This window comes from Kitasatospora sp. GP30 (assembly GCF_029892145.1).
GTDB lineage: Bacteria > Actinomycetota > Actinomycetes > Streptomycetales > Streptomycetaceae > Kitasatospora > Kitasatospora acidiphila.
In genome coordinates, this window is the sequence record NZ_JARZAH010000035.1 from 65120 (window position 1) to 81825 (window position 16706).

The window sequence follows — 16706 nt, forward strand, 5'->3', positions numbered from 1 at the left end:
CATGGTTGCAATAGGCTCTGGGCTCGTGACTACGGCGCGACTCTCGGACATCGCGGCGCAGGCTGGGGTCAGTGAGGCCACCGTCAGCCGCGTCCTCAACGGCAAGGCGGGCGTCTCCGCGACCACCCGCCAGACCGTGCTGGCGGCTCTCGACGTGCTCGGCTACGAGCGGCCGACCCGGCTGCGCCAGCGCAGCGCCGGGCTGATCGGGCTGATCACCCCGGAGCTGAGCAACCCGATCTTCCCGGCACTGGCCCAGGTGATCGAGCAGGTGCTCAGCCGGCACGGCTACACCCCGGTGCTCTGCACCCAGACCCCCGGCGGCTCCACCGAGGACGAACTGGTCGAGATGCTGGTGGACCGCCAGGTCGCGGGCATCGTCTTCGTCTCCGGGCTGCATGCCGACACCACCGCCGACCACGACCGGTACGCCAAACTGACGGGCCGCCAGGTGCCGTTCGTGCTGATCAACGGCTACAGCGAGAAGATCGCCGCGCCGTTCATCTCGCCGGACGACCGGGCCGCGATGTGGATGGCGGTGCAGCACCTGGCCGAGCTCGGACACGAGCGGATCGGCCTGGCGGTCGGGCAGCGCCGCTTCGTGCCGGTGCAGCGCAAGATCGAGGGCTTCACCGCCGCGATGCGGTCGGTGCTCGGGGTCGCCGCCGAGGAGGCCGAGCAGCTGGTGCACTCCACCCTGTTCAGCGTGGAGGGCGGGCACGCGGCCGCCGGCGCGCTGCTCGACCAGGGCTGCACCGCGATCGTCTGCGGCAGCGACATGATGGCGCTGGGCGCGATCCGGGCGGTGCGCCAGCGCGGGCTGAGCGTGCCGGGGGACGTCTCGGTGGTGGGATTCGACGATTCGCCGCTGATCGCCTTCACCGAGCCGCCGCTCACCACCATCCGCCAGCCGGTGGAGGCGATGGCCACCGCCGCGGTGGACGCGCTCCTCGAGGAGGTCGGCGGCCAGTCCACCCAGCGGACCGAGTTCATGTTCCAGCCGGAGCTGGTCATGCGCGGCTCCACCGGAGCCCGGCCGCGATAAGAGTCCATCTCAGCGCCGCTCAGCGGGTGCCGCCGGCCCTTCGGGGTCGGCGGCACTTCGCGTTTCGCGGGCGGCCGGTCAGCTGGTCGGCCGGTCAGCCGCTCTCGGCGTCGCTGCGCCGCTCGTGGGTGAACCGGCCGGCATCGTCGGCCTCGCCGGTGCGGGCCTCGGTGCGCCGGGAGCGCGCCAGGTAGTCACGGACGATCAGTTCGACCGCGTCCTGCGGGTTGCCGGCGCCGCTGAGCATCATCACGTCGATGGCCAGATCGGCGTCCAGGCTGACGGTCACCTTGGGCTTGGGCACGGGTTCTCCTCGGGTCTGCCGGAGCCCTCAGCATGCCCTGTGGCGCCGTACCCGGCCAGGGCCCGACCGGGGAACGGCCGAGGGCCGCCCCACGTGCGGGAGGCGGCCCTCGGCTGCTTTCGGTGCGCGGCGGCTCAGCGCCTGCCGCTGGTGCGGCGGGTCAGACCCGGCCGGCGAAGTCCGGGGTGTAGTTCGAGATGGTCTCGAACTTCACGCCGGCGCTCGGGTTGGCGGCCTCCACGAACTTGCCGCCGCCCACGTACAGGCCCACGTGGTAGACACCGGAGGCGGTGCCGTTGCTGGACCAGAAGAGCAGGTCGCCCGGCTGCAGGCTGTCCAGCGACACCCGGGTGGAGGCGGCGGCCTGGTCGGCGGCGATGCGCGGGATGGAGACGCCGGCCTGGGCCATCGCGGCCTGGGTCAGGCCGGAGCAGTCCCAACCGCCGTTGCTGCTGCCGCCCCAGACGTAGGCCTGGCCGACCTTGGACTCCGCGAAGCTGATCGCGGCGGCGAAGGCACCGGTGGCGCTCTGGGCGCTGGTGGAACTGCTCTGCAGGCTGGTGGTGCGGGCCGGGACCGAAGCCGGGGCCGGGGTGGCGGCGTCCGAGGAGTCGTCAGCGTTCTTGGCGGGCGCCGCGGGGGTGGCCACGGCGACCGTGCCCAGCTCGAGCTTCTCGCCCGGGTAGATCCAGTTCGGGCCCTGGGTCAGCACCGACTTGTTGAGGTCGTAGAGCTTCTGCCAGCCGCCGTCCACGTTGTGCTTCTGGGCGATGGTGGACAGCCAGTCGCCGGGCACCACGGTGTAGGTCTGGTGGTCGGCGTGCTGCGCCGGGGCGGCCTGCGGCGCCGGAGCCTGCTGCTGCGCGGGGGCGGCCGGGGCGGCCGGGGCGGCCGGGGCCGGGGTGCTGCTGGTGCTGCCCGCGCTGGTGTCGACCTGCGCCGGGGCGCCGCCGGCGGTCAGGCCCGCCTGGATGGAGCAGACCGGCCAGGCGCCGGGGCCCTGGTCGGCGAGCACCTTCTCGGCGACGGCGATCTGCTGGTCCTTGGTGGCCAGGTTGGCCTGCGGGGCGTACTGGGTGCCGCCGTAGGCCGCCCAGGTGGAGGAGGTGAACTGCAGGCCGCCGTAGAAGCCGTTGCCGGTGTTGATGCTCCAGTTGTTGGTGCTCTCGCAGGCAGCGACCTTGTCCCAGACCGAGACCGGCGCGGCGGAGGCGGTGGTGGCGGTGATGCACGGCAGGGCCAGGCCCAGGCCGAGCAGGCCGGTGGCGGCAATCGCGCGCTTGGCGTTGCGGGACGGACGGTTCGTGCCAGTCGTGGGCAGCATGAAGACGCGTTCCTCTCCTACGCCTACGAGGTGAGCTGTCGGATTCGGGCTGGAGTTGCCCGGCCGTGCGTGCACGGCTTCACCCCAAGCCCCGGTCTCCCGGGGCGGCTTACCTGGGTCCCCCGCTCCTGCCGTGGTTGCGTTTTCGCGCCGCCAGCAGGGTCGGTGGCAGGACTCGGCGTCCGGTCTGCTGGGTCCGTGTGACCACGAACGGGGAGCACGTTAGACAGACATAAGAAGGAATCGCAAACAGCTGTGAGTGACATCACACAGTGTTCACTCGACCTTCAAGATCGCCATGTGGCGGTAGCTGATGGGGCGTTGGGTCGCGGACCGGCAACTGGGTTGTTCGCCAGCGAAGTTGCCGCCCTTTCAGGCTGATGGGCCATTCAAAATCCGAGGCCCTCGCGGGAGGCTTTCCCGGCAACTTCCAAGGGACTTGAAGGTGCTCTGACAGGTACTCGTTACCAATTCGAGACCGGTGGCCTGACGGGGTGCTAGAAGGGTCAAAACGGACAGATGTGGGCAGATTGACGAACCCTGTGAAGGCATGGCCCCGAACTGAGCCCCTGCCAGCGGAGACCAGCGGAGGCCGGTGGGCGTCGGTGGGTGTCCGTGCATGTGAAAGGCCCCGCCCGCGTCCCAGGGGACGCGAACGGGGCCGGCCGGACTGCGGGGGCTCAGGCCTCCTCGGAAGCCTCTCCAGCGGCCTGTGCGGGGAGCCGCGGGCCCTCCGCGACCGGCTCGGGCTCGGCGGGCTCGGGCAGCGCGGCCAGGTACACCGAGGCGATCAGCTGACCGACCGTCGGGTAGGCGCCGATCGGCGCGGCGCTCGGGCAGCCGGTCTCCTCGGCGGCGGCCAGCAGCGCCTCGCCGCTCACCTCCGGGCCGATCACCAGCGGGGCCAGGGCGGGCCGCTGCGAGCCGGTGGCCCGCAGGTGCTCGACGGCGCCGGCCACCGAGCCGGGCACGTCCAGGGCGGCGGCCACCACCGGCACCGCCAGCCGGGCCGCGAGCAGCACGCCGGTGACGCCGGCCGCCGCGGCGGCCTCCTCGCCGCCCACCGTGGTCAGCACCACGCCGTCGGCGGCCGTGGCGATGGCGAACAGGCGGGCACGGTCGGCGCGGGCCAGACCGGCCTCGGAGAGCCGCACGTGCACCGCCTCGGCCAGCAGCGGGTGCGGGCCGAGCGGCTCGGTCACCTGCGCCCCGGTCTCGGCGGCGAGCTGGTGCAGCCCGGCCAGGAAGTCATGGGGTCCGGTGGCGAGCGGCACCAGCACCGGGGCGGGCAGGCCCAGCTCGGCGGCCCGGGCCACCAGGTCGGCGACGGTGGGGGCGGTGTGGCCCGGCTGCGTTTGGGGAGCGTCCTGCTCGTCCCGCTCCTCCTGGGCCGCCGGCTCGGCGGCCGTGGTCGGCAGCCAGCCGGCCAGCATTTCGATGCCGGGCTGTTCGCCGCGGATCACCGAGATCAGCTCGTCCACCACCGCCACCGCCTCGGGCGTCGCCTCGGCCGGCACCGCGAGGACCAGCGGCGCCGCGCCGACCGGGACCTCGGGGCGCTCGGGACGGCGGTGGCGCCCCCGTGCTCGGGAGCCTGGCGTGCGGACGGGCAGTTGTGCGCCCGGGATGGCTGCAGTGCTCATGGCGCAGAATCGTAGGACATACGCGTGATCAGTCCGCATCGGGCTGCCGGTCGATTGCCCGCCGCCCGGCTCCGCTCCGCCGATGGCAAGGCCCGGCGTCCGGAAAACCGGCCTCTCGTTCCATTGATGTGACGGAGTGTGAGGGTTCGGATGCGAACTCGACCGTGGAATGGGCCTGTCAATGGCTGAACCGGTCAGAGAGTCGTGGACGTCCCCTGACACGGGGTGACGATCGAAGAGCTGAATCACCCTCAAATGTCCAGTTCTGTCTGGCGGATTGTGTCGGTTTGGCGAGGGTTTGTCACATCAAGTTCCTGACGGTGCACGCGCAAAATCGCATGCCGATGCACGTGCATTAGCGTTATCATCACGACAAGTAAGGCATTCGCCCTGCCCGTACGAGCCGGAGGCGGCCGGCGGCCGGAGCGGTCGGGCGCCGAGCGCTATGAGCACTCCAGCTCTTGGGAGAATTCGATGCACCACACGTACAACGGCATGCCCGCGGCAGACCTCGAAGGCGTGGTCTGGCAGAAGAGTCGCCACAGCAACTCCAAGGGCAACTGCGTGGAGCTGGCGGCCCTCGATGGTGGCGCCGTCGCCATGCGCAACTCGCGCTTCCCGGACGGCCCGGCCCTCATCTACACCCGGGACGAGATCGAGGCGCTGCTGCTGGGCGTCAAGGACGGGGAGTTCGACCACCTGGTCGCCTGATCCCTGAGCCACCGTCAGGCCGCTTGCCGGGCCAAGCGATCGGACTGGGCGCCGCCGCGGCACAGGGGAGTCTGCGGCGGCGTTTCGCATGTCCTCGGCGCCCCTTGTCGGTTGGGCCCCCGGGTCGGCTGCGCAGTTCGGCCGCGCGGTTCGGCTACTCGCTCTGGCAATCGCAGGCTGGGCCCGCGGGTTGGGCCCGGGAACGCGAAACGCCGCGCGACGGCGCGGCGTTCGGTCGGGCGGATGAGGCCCGTCAGGCTGAGCGGCGGTGACGTCCGATCGACGCAGCGTCAACCGCCATGGAGGGCAGGGAAGTCGGTGCCCCCTCGGCCTGGAAGACGGCCCAGACCACCTTGCCGGTCCCGGAGGCCAGCGGGTGCCAGCCCCAGGAGCAGCTGAACGAGTCGACCAGGTGCAGCCCCCGGCCTGACTCGGCCACGAAGTCGGCCTCCCGGGTGACCGGCCCCTGGCAGCTCGGATCGCTGACGGCACAGACCAGTTGGTCCCCCCGGTGGACCAGGCTGATCCGGATCGGCAGCCGGCCGTCGACCGGGCCCGGCTGGATCGGGAACGGCTGCTGCCCCGGCAGGTCCGCAGCGGTCGGCTGGCCGATCGCGTGCCGCAGCGCGTTGGTGACCAACTCCGAGGCGACCAGGGCGACATCGTCGAACATGTCGCCAAGGCCCCAGCGCTGCAGGGAGGTTCTGGTGAAGTCGCGGGCGGTCTTCACCGCGTCATAACGAGGGGGGAGCGTGCAGGTGACCACGTCAGGGTCGATGGCAAGCGCCGTACCGGTGCCCATGAAGAGCTCCTCCCATAAGGGGGCGGACACGGCTGGACCCGGCGGGGTCATGCCGGTCACCTCCGACTCGCTCGGCCGCTTCGCCACCGCCTCGACCGGATGCATGGGGTCGACGACGAAGCCCGCGGGACTGTCACAGGGGGCGTGCAACTGCACGTGCACCATCGTGCTCTGTGCTCACGGCGGATGCAAGAGTCGATTCACGTGCAGTCGCACTATTGGCATATGCAGACGCCGGATGCACGTGCATCCGTACGTGCCGATGGATGTGCCGATGGACGTGCTGATGCAAAATTGGTAGATCCTTGTACTGGTACAGGCACTGTGAGCGGCCGGATGATGGCAGACTGTGCGCTGATTTCCTGAGTCGGAGGTTCCAACGGCATGACCACAGTGCAGCCCGGCGGCGGTTCGATGGTGCGCCGGATCCTCCTGGGCTCCCAGCTGCGCAGGCTGCGGGAGGCCCGCGGCGTCACCCGCGAGGACGCCGGCTATGCCATCCGCGCCTCCGAGTCGAAGATCAGCCGGATGGAACTCGGGCGGGTCAGCTTCAAGGAGCGCGACGTCGCGGACCTGCTGACCCTCTACGGCGTGACCGACGGCGAGGAGCGCGAGTCGCTGCTCGGCCTGGTCCGCGAGGCCAACAAGTCCGGCTGGTGGCACAGTTTCAGCGATGTGCTGCCGGGCTGGTTCCAGACCTATGTGGGCCTGGAGGAGGCCGCCTCGCTGATCCGCACCTACGAGGTGCAGTTCATCCCCGGCCTGCTGCAGTCCGAGACCTACGCCCGCGCCGTCTTCACCCAGAGCAGCCCGGCGCTCAGCGAGGAGGAGGTCGAGCGCCTGGTCGGCCTGCGGCTGCGCCGCCAGAAGCTGCTGGCGGAGGGCCAGGGCCCGCGGCTGTGGGCGGTGATCGACGAGGCGGCGCTGCGCCGGCCGGTCGGCGGACCGAAGGTGATGCGCGGCCAGCTCCAGTACCTGATCGACATCGCCGAGCGGCCCAATGTGGTGATCCAGGTGATGCCGTTCCGGTTCGGGGCGCACGCCGGGGAGAGCGGCGCCTTCAGCATCCTGCGCTTCCCCGAGCAGGACCTCGCCGACGTGGTCTACCTGGAGCAGCTGACCAGCGCGCTCTACCTGGACAAGCGGGACGACGTGGACGCCTACGTGCAGGTGATGGAACGGCTCTGCGTGGACAGCCTCACCCCGGAGAAGACCACCGACCTGCTGACCTCGATCCTGGCCGAGAGCTGACCCGGCGACCCGGTCAGCCGGAGGCCAGGTGTGCCCAGTCCGGCCGACCGGGACTGCCGCCCTCCGGCGGCTGCCCCAACTCCCAGGGCAGGCCGTAGCGGGCGAACAGGTCGGCCCGGATCGGCGGCAGCGGGGTCTGCGCGCCGGGCAGCAGCACGCCGATGCAGCCGCCCATCAACGCGCTGCGCAGCACCGCGTGTTCGGCGGCCGGATCGGGTGCGCCCCAGCCCGCCAGCACCTCCCGCAGGATCGCGCCGAGCTGCTGCTGCTCCGGGTCCTGGACGAAGCCGCCGATGTCCGGGTCGAGGATCAGCGCCAGGTGCGAGCGCATCACCCGGGGGTGGTCCAGTGCGGTGTGCAGGATCTGGTCGATCGCCGCGGCCAGCCGCTGCGGTGGCGAGGCGTCCGGCGGCAGTTCGGCGAGCGCGGCGGCCAGCTCCAGGTGCATCAGCCGGTGGGTGGCGGACTGCATCAGCAGTCGTTTGCCGTCGAAGTAGTAGGAGACCAGTCCGCGGGCGAGCCCGGCGCGTTCGGCGATGTCGGCGAGTGTGGTGGCGGCGTATCCGCGCTGGTCCACCAGTTCCACCGTGGCGCGCATCAGCCGGCGCCGGGAGCGCAGTCGCATCTCCTCGTTGACCGATTCCCCGCGAGGTGCCATCGTGTCAGCTCCGTACGTTGGTTGGCTCTGGGTCAATTTACGCTGACCGAGAGTGGCCGACCTGCACCCGAGGCGATGGCTGGTGCGGGTCCGTACGGGGCCGGTGTCGGTCTCACCAGAACGGGGGACTGGTGAGACCGACACCCACCGAACGGCGCGGTGGCGCCGGTTCGGTGGGTGTCGACCTCGGGAACTGCCGGTCCGTCAGACCCGCTCCTTGAGGGCCGCCCCGGAGTCGGCCCGCCGGTAATCGTAGTCCGGCACCGGATGGTGCACCTCGGCCCGTCGGCGGTCCAGCAGCGCACCGACCGCGGTGATCAGCAGACCGGCCAGCGCCACCACCGTGACCAGCACCAACGCCGGTCGGTAGCCGTTGAGTTGGTCATGCGCGCTGGTGCCGCCGTGGCTGCCGGCGGTGAGTACGGCGGTGGTCACCGCCAGCACCAGGGCGTTGCCCACCTGGATCGCGGTGTTCACCAGCCCGGAGGCCAGGCCCTGCTCCTCGTCGGCCACGCCGTTGGTGGCGGCGATGTTGACCGACGGGTAGAAGAGCGCGAAGCCGATGCCGAGCAGCAGCATGGTCGGCAGCACCAGGCCCAGGAAGGTGCCGTGCGGGCCGAGCCGCAGGAACAGCGCGTAGCCGATCAGCATCGCCAGGCTGCCCAGCGGGAGCAGCCGGCCGGTGCCGTAGCGGTCCACGATCGCGCCCATCTTGGTGGCCGAGAGGGCGACCAGCGCGCCGGCCGGCAGCAGTCCGAAGCCCATCTGCAGCGCCGACCAGTGCAGCGTCCGCTGCAGGTAGAGGGCGATGATGAACTGGAAGCCGGCGTACGACCCCATCAGCAGGAACGCGGTCGAGTTGGCCCGGGCCACGGCGCCGTTGCGGAAGATGCCGAGCCGGACCAGCGGGTGCGCGGTGCGCTGCTCGATCACCAGGAAGGCGGTCAGCAGCACCGCGACGGCGACCAGCGAACCGATGGTCCGGGCCGTCGCCCAGCCCACGCTCTGCGCCTCGGTGACGGTGAAGACCAGCAGCAGCAGTGCCGCGGTGCCGGTGATCGCGCCGAGCACGTCATAGCCGCCGTCGCCGCGCTCATGGGCGTGCTTGGGCAGCACCCGCAGCGCGAAGACCAGGGCGATCACGGCCACCGGGACCGGCATCAGGAACGTGCAGCGCCAGTTCAGCGAGGTGAGCAGGCCGCTGAGCACCAGGCCCAGCGAGTAGCCGCTGGCGCCGCAGGTGGTGAAGATCGACAGTGCCTTGTTGCGGGCCGGGCCCTCGGGGAACGTGGTGGTGATGATGGAGAGCGCGGCCGGGGCGGTGAAGGCGGCGCTGGCGCCCTTGAGGAAGCGGGCGCCGATCAGCAGGCCGCCGTCGTCCAGCACACCGCCGAGCAGTGAGGCGCCGGCGAAGACGGCGAGCGCGATCAGGAACACCCGGCGCCGGCCCAGCAGGTCGGCGGCCCGGCCGCCGAGCAGCAGCAGCCCGCCGTAACCGAGCACATAGCCGGAGACCACCCACTGCAGGGTCGACGTCGACAGCTTCAGGTCGGCGCCGATGGACGGCAGTGCGACGCCGACCATGGAGACGTCCAAGGCGTCCAGGAAGAGCGCGGCACAGAGCACGATCAGGGCGCCCCAGAGGCGCGGGCTCCAGGGGTCGGTTCCGGACGGTGCGTCAGTTGTCAGCGGCTTCTGGTCGGTTGGTGGGGTGTGAGTCGGCATGGGCAAGACACTACATGCATGTGCAATCAATGCAAGTAGATTTAATGCCGTTGCATATTGTTCATGTGCATGTGATAAGGTCGGCGTCGTGTCCGACATTGACGCGGCCGAGCCGGCCGACCTGGTCGCCGCCTGGCGCGAGCTGCTGGCTCGCCACGCGGCCACTGCCTGCGCCCTGGATCGTGAGCTGGGGGAGCGGTTCGGGCTCGGCATGAGCGAGTTCGAGGTGCTGGAGCGGCTGGCCGAGACGCTCGGCGACTGCCCCGGGAAGCTGCGGGTCCAGGAGCTCGGCGAGAAGGTGCATCTGAGCCAGAGTGCGCTCTCCCGGCTGATCGGCCGGCTGGAGAAGGGCGGCCTGGTCGAGCGCCACATGTGCACGGAAGACCGCCGGGGCGTCTTCGTGCTGCTTTCGGACGAGGGGCGGCAGCGCTACCAGGAGGCCAAGCCGCTGCACCGATCGGTGCTGCGGCAGACTCTGTTGGAACGTCAACCCAGCTGCGGCTAGCGGTTCTTGGGGTTCCCGTGGGGCTCTGGGATCGCTCACGCACGGGATCGCCGACGCAAGCCGGGATCGCCAACGCAAGCCGGGCTCGCCGACGCAAGCCGGGATCGCCAACGCAAGCCGGGCTCGCCAACGCAAGCCGGGCTCGCCAACGCAAGCCGGGCTCGCTAACGCAAGGCACCCAGCCCCGGCGCGGCCGCGAGCAGCAGCACGGTGGCCGGCGCGGCCAGGGCCAGCAGGGTCAGCCGCAGCCGAGTGACCACCGGAAGCCGCGGCTCACCCGCCAGCAGCCGGTCCACCCGGCGCGGCGCCTGCGCCAACTGACCCGGCCCGTGCGCCCCGGAGCAGCCCTCGAACACCCCGCGCCCGGCGTTGATCTCGACCATCGCGTGCGCCGTGGTCAGCCGCCCGTGCCGGCGGGCCGCCAGGTCGTCGGCCGCCAACTCCACCAACTCGCCCACCTGGTCGCGGAACGCGGTGAACACCGCGACCCTGGGGAAGCCCGCGGCAAGCGCCTGCGCGCCCTGCGACAGCCAGTGGTGCCGGGCCCGCACATGGCCGCGCTCATGACTGAGCACCGCCTCCAACTCGCGGTCGGTCAACCGGCGCAGCGCACCCGTGGTGACCACCAGCCGGGATTGCGGGCCGGGCAGCGACCAGGCGTCGGGGCGGCCGTTCTCCAGCACCACCAGCCGTTCCCGGCGGGCCGGCGGCAGCCCGATGCCGGCAGGCAGGTCCGGTGCCCGGTGCGCCAGTTCACGATGCCGGCTCTCCCGCAGTGCCCGGGCCGCGCGGATCTCCCGGACCAGCGAGACCGCCGTCCACACCCCGCCGAGCGCCAGCAGCGCCGCGCACAGCCGGCCCCAGCCCTCGGTGTCGACCAGCTCGTAGGCGGCCTCCACACCAGGCGGCGCGCCGGTGAAGACCATGGTGCGCACGGCGGGCAGCGCGGTCGCGACCGAGAGCAGCAGGCTCAGCACGCAGCACAGCAGCACCGCCACCACCAGGCACTGCCAGACCAGCAGCGCCAGCACCGGTTCACGGTCGACCCAGCGGGCCCGGGCCAGCAGGAGGGGCCCGCCGGTGGCGAGCACGAATCCGAGCAGCAGCAGGCCGAGCAGGGCCGTCATGGCAGCAAGTCCCCCCTGAGGGAAGGCGCGACAGAACGCTGCGCTCAATCTAGGCGCTCACCCCGGCGCGCGGAACCATCGGCCCCCGGCCGTGACCAACACCACCACGTTGCGTCAGCTGCCGTCGCCGCCCTAGTGGCCGCCCGTGTCCTCAGAGCGCCAGCAGCATGGCGAACATGCCGATGCCCATGGCGAGTCGGCAGGCCTGCGGGGCCGGCCCGCCGCCGGTGGCCGCCCCGCCCACCGTCAGCAGCCGGCTGCCGGACCAGAGCGCGTAGCCGCCGAAGTAGAGCAGCAGCAGGCCGGTCAGCGGCGGCAGCCCCATCGACATCACCATGCCCGGATGCCGCTCGGGCGCCCGCATCGCCAAGGCCATGTAGACCATCGCCGCCGCGCCGACCGCATGGTGCAGCTGGTGCGCCCGCTGCCCGTCGGCCTGGGGGCCGAGCGTGGCGGCCAGCGCGGCGGCGCCCAGCAGCCCGAAGAGCGCCACCCAGAGCGAGGCCGGCAGCCGGTCGCCGAGCGTGATCATCGCGGCGGTGCCCAGGCCCATCGCGGCCTCCGCCGCGTCCGAGGAGCACGCCCCGTGCCCACCGCGGCCGCGCAACCGCAGCAGGCACAGCACGCCGGTGGCGGTGGTGAGCAGCGCCAGCAGCCAGCTCAGGACGGCCGGTCCGTGCATCGCTCGCCCCCCTCCGGGCCTCCGGGTGCGTGCCACCGGCGGCGTGTCACCACGATCGCGCGGCGTGACGGCCGTGAGCAGGGCGCGCGCGGGGCGCACGGAGGTGCGGGCTCCGCGGAGGTGACGCAGCGCCCGCCGGGGGAGGGCCAGTTGAGCCCGTCGGCTGGCCGTCGGCCGGACCTGCGGTGACGCTCGAACGGGGGTGATCGGCACCTGCGGACCGCAGGGTTTGCGGCCGGCCGGCGAGGGGTCCGCAGTTTCTCTCACCTGCCCCCCCTTGAACAGGAGAACCTTTCGTCCTTATCGTGTTCTTGACTCAATACCTTCTGTCGAAGCAGGTCTCCCATGCAGAATCTTTCGTCGAAGCCCACCGCGGCGACCGACCTTCCGGCGGCGGCCCTGGCCGAGCACCCCGCCTGGTTGCGCCTCAAGGACGCCGTCGAGACGCTGCGCCCGCTGCAGTCGAAGGACGGCTCGATCGACCTGAACACCGTCCAGCGCTCCACCGTGGACCCGCTGCTGGACACCGTCCTCGGCGCGATCCAGGAGCTCACCCCCCTCTTCCCGCACGACGCCGCGTACCTGGAGGCCGTCCAGGTCGACCTGCGCAAGTGGGCCGACACCGGCTACCGGGAGCCCGACTTCCTCGACTCCCTGCTGGCCTTCCAGCCCGCCGCCGAGCGCGTCGACGGCCTGCCGCACCTGGTCGTCTTCCCGATGTACACCCAGAACGGCAACCCGGACCGCAACCTGGAGGCCGTGCTGCTCAGCGTGGTCTGGCCGGACTGGCTGGCGGAGCTGGAGCGCACCCGCTTCGACAACCCGATGTTCGTGCCGATCACCTTCACCGACTTCACCGCCGGCTACGACACCAACTCGGCCGTGCTCTTCCCGGAGACCGTGGCCGTCCGCAAGGCCCCCGAGCGCTTCACCTGGGGCGGCATCTTCTGCGACCGCGAGGCCGCCCGGTTCCGTGCCGTCTCCGAGTCCGCCGTCCGGCTGCTCGGTCTGGAGATCCCCGAGGACGCCGCCGAGCTGATCTTGGACCAGGAGCGCTCCCAGCAGACCTTCGTGCTCTGGGACCTGGTCCACGACCGCACCCACAGCCACGGCGACCTGCCGTTCGACCCCTTCATGATCAAGCAGCGCAGCCCGTTCTGGATGTACGGCCTGGAGGAGCTGCGCTGCGACCTGACCGCCTTCAAGGAGGCCGTCCGGCTGGAGGCAGAGGGCTACCCCCAGGGCCGCGACGTGCAGTACGCGATCATCTTCGACCGGATGTTCCGCTTCCCGGTCACCGGCGGGCGGGTGCGCAACTACGACGGCATGGGCGGCCAACTGCTCTTCGCCTACCTGCACCAGCACGACGCGCTGCGCTGGCGCGACAACAAGCTGAGCATCGACTGGGACCGCGCCGCCGAGGTCACCAACGCGCTCTGCGGTGAGATCGAGGAGCTCTACCGGGCCGGCATCGACCGCCCCAAGACCGCCCACTGGATCGCCGCCTACCAGCTGGTCTCCAAGTACCTCACCCCGCACCCCGCCTCCACCTGGGCCAAGGGCCCCGAGGCGCTGCCGCTGGACAGCGACGCCAAGACGCTCAACAAGGCGCTCTGCGACGCCGTCCACCCGGACGAGTTCCCGCTCAGCATGTTCTACGAGGCCCTCGCCAAGAAGCTCCGCGGGGTCATCGCCGCCACCACCGGCATCACCGGCAACGGTCCTAAGGAGATCGCCGCATGAGCAACCCCACCGCTGACCTGACCGGCAAGGTGATCGTGGTCGCCGGCGCCAGTGGCCCGGCCGGCCAGGCCGTGCTGCGCCGGATCGCCGCCGGCGGCGCCGTGGTGATCGCCGCCGACATCGACCAGCAGCGCCTGGACGCGGCAGTCGATCAGGTGCGCGCCGCCGTCCCCGACGCCACGGTGCACGCCCAGGTCATCGACCTGCTCGACCTGGAGCAGGTCAAGGACTGGGCCGACCGCCTGGAGGCCGAGCACGGCCACGTCGACGGCCTGTTCCACCTGGTCGGCGGCTGGCGCGGCAGCAAGACCTTCACCGACACCAAGCTCGAGGACTGGGACTTCCTGCACAACACCGTGCTGCGCACCCTGCAGCACACCTCGCTGGCCTTCCAGCCCGCCCTGCTGCGCAGCACGGACGGCCGCTACGCGATGATCGGCGCCGCGGCCGCGCACAAGCCCACCCAGGGCGGCGCCGCCTACACGGCCGCCAAGGCCGCCAGCGAGGCCTGGACCCTCGCCATGGCCCACTCCTTCACCAAGCAGACCACCGACCCGGACGGCACCCCCACCGCGGCGGCCGTCATCCTGGTGATCAAGGCCCTGCTCACTCCCGAGATGCGGGCCGAGAAGCCCGAGGCCAAGTTCACCGGCTTCACCGAGACCGCCGACCTGGCCGACCACCTGGCGGACCTCTGGTCCCGCCCCGCAGCAGAACTGAACGGACAGCACCTGTGGCTGACAGCCCAATGAGCAACCCCACCGACGCAGTGCGCCACCACGACCCCGCCGCCCGCGGGTTCGCCAGTGACAACTACGCCGGTGTCCACCCGGAGATCCTGGCCGCCATCGCCCTGGCCAACGGCGGCCACCAGATCGCCTACGGCGAGGACCAGTACACCGAGCACCTGCAGAGCGTCTTCAAGCGGCACTTCGGCGACCGCGCCGAGGCCTACCCGGTGTTCAACGGCACCGGCGCCAACGTGGTCGCGCTGCAGGCCCTGCTCCCGCGCTGGGGCGCCGTGATCGCCGCCGAGAGTGCCCACATCAACGTGGACGAGTGCGGCGCGCCGGAGAAGATGGCCGGCATCAAGCTCCACCTGGTGCCCACGCCGGACGGCAAGCTCACCCCCGAGCTGATCGACCGGCAGGCCTACGGCTGGGACGACGAGCACCGCGCCTCGCCGCTCGCCGTCTCCATCACCCAGAGCACCGAGCTCGGCACCCTGTACACCGCGGACGAGGTCAAGGCCATCTGCGACCACGCCCACGAGCGCGGCATGCTGGTGCACATGGACGGCTCCCGGCTGGCCAACGCGGCCGCCACGCTGGGCCTGCCGTTCCGCGAGTTCACCGCCGAGGCCGGCGTCGACGTGCTGTCCTTCGGCGGCACCAAGAACGGCCTGCTGTTCGGCGAGGCCGTGGTGGTGCTCAACCCCGAGCGGGTCCGCAACATCAAGTACCTGCGCAAGATGTCGATGCAGCTCGCCTCGAAGATGCGCTTCGTCTCGGTGCAGTTCGAGGCGCTGCTCACCGGCGACCTCTGGCTGCGCAACGCCGGCCACGCCAACGCCATGGCCAAGCGCCTGGAGACGGCCGTGCGCGGCATCGACGGCATCACCGTGGTCCGCCCGGTGCAGGCCAACGCGGTGTTCGCGATCCTGCCGCGCGAGGTCAGCGAGCGGCTGCAGAAGCGCTACCGCTTCTACTTCTGGGACGAGCACACCGGCGAGGTGCGCTGGATGACCGCCTTCGACACCACGGAGGAGGACATCGACGCCTTCGCCGCGGCGATCGCGGAGGAGATGGCGCGGTAGTCCTCCTCAGGACCCGGACCGCTGGCCGCTGCTACTGGATCAACCGATCCAGTAGCAGCGGCCAGACCGCGTCCTGGGCCTGCGGCGCCCAGACCATGTCGCCGTGGCCGAAGCCCGGCACCACCCGGTAGTCCACCCGCGCCCCGCCCGCCCGGATCAGCCGGACTCCCAGGTCATGGTCACCGCGACCCAGCTCGCCGTTGACCCAGACCACCTCGGCGCGGATCGCCGACCAGTCGATCCGGTACACCTCCTCGCGACCGGCCCAGAGCGCGGCCAGGTCCCGCAGCATCGCCAGCGGCTGCACCCCACTGCCCAGCGCCGCCATCGCCCGCGCCCAGACGTCCAGGTCCAGCGACTCGCCGCCGGCGCTGTGCCCGCGGTGGTAGATCCAGTTCACCGGACCCGGCAGCTCACTGGTCCTGGTCAGCGCCACGGTCAGCCGCTCCCGGACCTCCGGGCTCCCGTCGGTGGCGGAGGAGGCGGCGAAGGCGGCCTTCAGACCGGGGTCGAGGAGCAACTCGCCCGCTGCGAGCCGCCGCTGGAACTCATCGCAGAGCGCGGCCGCCCGAGCGGACCAGTCGGGCTCGGTCTCCGGGTCGTACGGACCGGTGGTGTCCAGCACCAGGACCCGCCCGGCCGCACATCCCGGCTGCGCCGCCAGGTCGAGTGCCAGCGCGGCGCCCGCCGAGTGGCCGAGCAGGTCATAGGGCAGGCCGAGGTACTCGTCGACGGCGGCGAGCACCCGCTCGACATCGGTGCGATGAGCGGCCAGGCCCCAGTCGGCGGCCTCGCGTGCGTCGGCCGGGTCAGCGGAGTCCTCGCGCGGGGTGACGCCGATGGGCAGATAGCCGGCCGCGGCGAGGAACTCCACCAGGCTGCGGTCGCCGGCGGTGGCGAAGCCGGCGCGTGCGTTCAACCCGCCGCCGGGGAGGAGGACGACCACGCGCTGCGGCTCGGCGACCGCGCTCGGAAACACCTCGACCGCCACCGGGAACTCCCGGCAGACCTGGACGAACGCCTCGACTGCTTCGGCCAGCTGTTCTGACAGCCGTTCTGTCATGTTCACGAATCGACCCTCCCTCGGACCGCTGCCCAGAATGCCCGAGGGTCGATTTGCTTGTGGCGGCTGGGTGCCCGTACAGTTCCTGAGTCGCCGCGAGAGGGGCGGCAGAGCGGATCGGCAAGTGAAACTCCGGTAAATCGGAGTGAAACTGATCTGATAAGCTCTACGAAGTAAGAACGAAGCGCCCGGAGAAAACGCGAGAGCGAATTCGAAGGAAGCGTCCGTTCCTTGAGAACTCAACAGCGTGCCAAAAGTCAACGCCAGATATGTTGACATCCCCGGCCTTGATCCTTCTGGATCGGGG

The 16706-nt window shown here is 71.2% G+C and carries 16 protein-coding genes and 1 riboswitch; of the genes, 7 read left to right on the forward strand and 9 right to left on the reverse strand.

Annotation, left to right across the window (positions count from 1 at the left end):
• Position 1: 1 nt before the first annotated feature.
• Positions 2-1045 (forward strand): LacI family DNA-binding transcriptional regulator, encoded by a 1044-nt coding sequence (locus tag P3T35_RS32160; protein ID WP_101379178.1) that lies wholly within the window; start codon positions 2-4, stop codon positions 1043-1045.
• A 94-nt stretch (positions 1046-1139) separates the two neighbouring features.
• On the opposite strand, the gene P3T35_RS32165 is transcribed toward P3T35_RS32160, so the two are convergent.
• The 3 genes from P3T35_RS32165 to P3T35_RS32175 all read right to left on the reverse strand — a co-directional run bounded on the left by P3T35_RS32165 (position 1140) and on the right by P3T35_RS32175 (position 4316).
• Complete coding sequence (locus tag P3T35_RS32165) at positions 1140-1349, reverse strand: hypothetical protein (protein WP_101379177.1); 210 nt, start codon at positions 1347-1349, stop codon at positions 1140-1142.
• Between the two features lie 160 nt (positions 1350-1509).
• Entirely contained in the window at positions 1510-2673 is a 1164-nt protein-coding gene (locus tag P3T35_RS32170; RefSeq protein WP_101379176.1) for a transglycosylase family protein, read from the reverse strand.
• Positions 2674-2680: 7 nt separating this feature from the next.
• Positions 2681-2825, reverse strand: a riboswitch (cyclic di-AMP (ydaO/yuaA leader).
• A 528-nt stretch (positions 2826-3353) separates the two neighbouring features.
• Positions 3354-4316 carry a hypothetical protein gene (locus P3T35_RS32175; RefSeq protein ID WP_280708800.1) on the reverse strand — a complete coding sequence of 321 codons (963 nt, stop codon included), beginning with the start codon at positions 4314-4316 and terminating at the stop codon, positions 3354-3356.
• 474 nt (positions 4317-4790) lie between these two features.
• Between P3T35_RS32175 and P3T35_RS32180 the strand changes: the two genes are divergently transcribed.
• The gene (locus P3T35_RS32180) at positions 4791-5027 is read left to right on the forward strand and encodes a DUF397 domain-containing protein (RefSeq protein WP_101379175.1); all 237 of its coding nucleotides are present in this window, start codon (positions 4791-4793) and stop codon (positions 5025-5027) included.
• A 253-nt stretch (positions 5028-5280) separates the two neighbouring features.
• On the opposite strand, the gene P3T35_RS32185 is transcribed toward P3T35_RS32180, so the two are convergent.
• On the reverse strand, positions 5281-5985 hold the full coding sequence (locus tag P3T35_RS32185; RefSeq protein ID WP_348533448.1) for an ATP-binding protein: 705 nt from the start codon (positions 5983-5985) through the stop codon (positions 5281-5283).
• Between the two features lie 228 nt (positions 5986-6213).
• Between P3T35_RS32185 and P3T35_RS32190 the strand changes: the two genes are divergently transcribed.
• A complete protein-coding gene (locus P3T35_RS32190; RefSeq protein ID WP_101379174.1) occupies positions 6214-7080 on the forward strand; it encodes a helix-turn-helix transcriptional regulator in 867 nt (288 codons plus the stop codon).
• Positions 7081-7093: 13 nt separating this feature from the next.
• On the opposite strand, the gene P3T35_RS32195 is transcribed toward P3T35_RS32190, so the two are convergent.
• Together P3T35_RS32195 and P3T35_RS32200 are read right to left on the reverse strand one after the other, a co-directional pair.
• On the reverse strand, positions 7094-7738 hold the full coding sequence (locus P3T35_RS32195; protein WP_180356339.1) for a TetR/AcrR family transcriptional regulator: 645 nt from the start codon (positions 7736-7738) through the stop codon (positions 7094-7096).
• Between the two features lie 204 nt (positions 7739-7942).
• A complete protein-coding gene (locus tag P3T35_RS32200; RefSeq protein WP_101379173.1) occupies positions 7943-9463 on the reverse strand; it encodes an MFS transporter in 1521 nt (506 codons plus the stop codon).
• Positions 9464-9551: 88 nt separating this feature from the next.
• On the opposite strand from P3T35_RS32200, the gene P3T35_RS32205 reads away from it, so the two are divergent.
• Entirely contained in the window at positions 9552-9968 is a 417-nt protein-coding gene (locus P3T35_RS32205; protein WP_280708802.1) for a MarR family transcriptional regulator, read from the forward strand.
• Between the two features lie 164 nt (positions 9969-10132).
• Here P3T35_RS32205 and P3T35_RS32210 read toward each other — a convergent pair whose 3' ends face one another.
• On the reverse strand, positions 10133-11095 hold the full coding sequence (locus P3T35_RS32210; protein WP_101379171.1) for a M56 family metallopeptidase: 963 nt from the start codon (positions 11093-11095) through the stop codon (positions 10133-10135).
• A 151-nt stretch (positions 11096-11246) separates the two neighbouring features.
• The gene (locus P3T35_RS32215) at positions 11247-11777 is read right to left on the reverse strand and encodes a DUF5134 domain-containing protein (protein WP_101379170.1); all 531 of its coding nucleotides are present in this window, start codon (positions 11775-11777) and stop codon (positions 11247-11249) included.
• Positions 11778-12122: 345 nt separating this feature from the next.
• Between P3T35_RS32215 and P3T35_RS32220 the strand changes: the two genes are divergently transcribed.
• From P3T35_RS32220 to P3T35_RS32230, 3 genes are read left to right on the forward strand one after another with little or no spacing between them, the layout of a single operon-like run.
• Complete coding sequence (locus P3T35_RS32220) at positions 12123-13520, forward strand: DUF6421 family protein (RefSeq protein ID WP_101379169.1); 1398 nt, start codon at positions 12123-12125, stop codon at positions 13518-13520.
• Complete coding sequence (locus P3T35_RS32225; RefSeq protein WP_101379168.1) at positions 13517-14272, forward strand: SDR family NAD(P)-dependent oxidoreductase; 756 nt, start codon at positions 13517-13519, stop codon at positions 14270-14272. Before P3T35_RS32220 ends, P3T35_RS32225 begins: the two co-directional genes overlap by 4 nt.
• Entirely contained in the window at positions 14269-15336 is a 1068-nt protein-coding gene (locus tag P3T35_RS32230) for a low specificity L-threonine aldolase (protein ID WP_101379167.1), read from the forward strand. Before P3T35_RS32225 ends, P3T35_RS32230 begins: the two co-directional genes overlap by 4 nt.
• Before the next feature lie 31 nt (positions 15337-15367).
• Here the strand turns inward: P3T35_RS32230 and P3T35_RS32235 are convergent, their stop codons facing one another.
• Positions 15368-16405 (reverse strand): hypothetical protein, encoded by a 1038-nt coding sequence (locus P3T35_RS32235; protein ID WP_180356338.1) that lies wholly within the window; start codon positions 16403-16405, stop codon positions 15368-15370.
• Positions 16406-16706 lie beyond the last annotated feature (301 nt).